The organism is Mesorhizobium sp. WSM4844, assembly GCF_055811775.1.
Genome location: NZ_JBVVQB010000198.1, coordinates 1 through 421, shown reverse-complemented (window position 1 = coordinate 421; position 421 = coordinate 1). Strand labels below are relative to the sequence as shown.

At 60.8% G+C, this 421-nt stretch carries 1 protein-coding gene; it reads left to right on the top strand.

Going from position 1 to position 421, the window contains the following annotated elements; all coding sequences use genetic code 11:
* Positions 1 to 421, top strand: a 421-nt coding sequence (locus tag AC0L2A_RS36415) for an AMP-binding protein (RefSeq protein WP_473613012.1), incomplete at both ends; no start/stop codon positions are given.

Below are 421 nucleotides of genomic sequence, written 5' to 3'. Positions count from 1 at the left end.
TGGCGCCACCGGCGGCACACAAAGACCCCGATGCGCTTGTAGACTTGATAATCAGCCAACGCATCACCACTGCACACTTTGTACCATCCATGCTGGTCAGCTTTATGGACACGAATGGTGTTGATCGCTGCACATCGCTGCAGCGTCTCGTGTGCAGTGGTGAGGCGCTTCCTGCCTCGCTTGCGCAGAAGGTTCGGCGCGTATTGCCTTGGACTGGCCTGCACAATCTATACGGTCCCACGGAGGCTGCTATCGACGTTACAGCCTGGAATTGCCCGGCTGATTTTGACGGGCCAGTTGTCCCGATCGGGCGTCCGATTGCGAACACGCGGATCTACCTGCTTGACGCTCATGGTGGGCCGGTGCCGCTCGGGGCGGTGGGCGAGCTCTACATTGGCGGGGCGGGGGTTGCGCGTGGCTA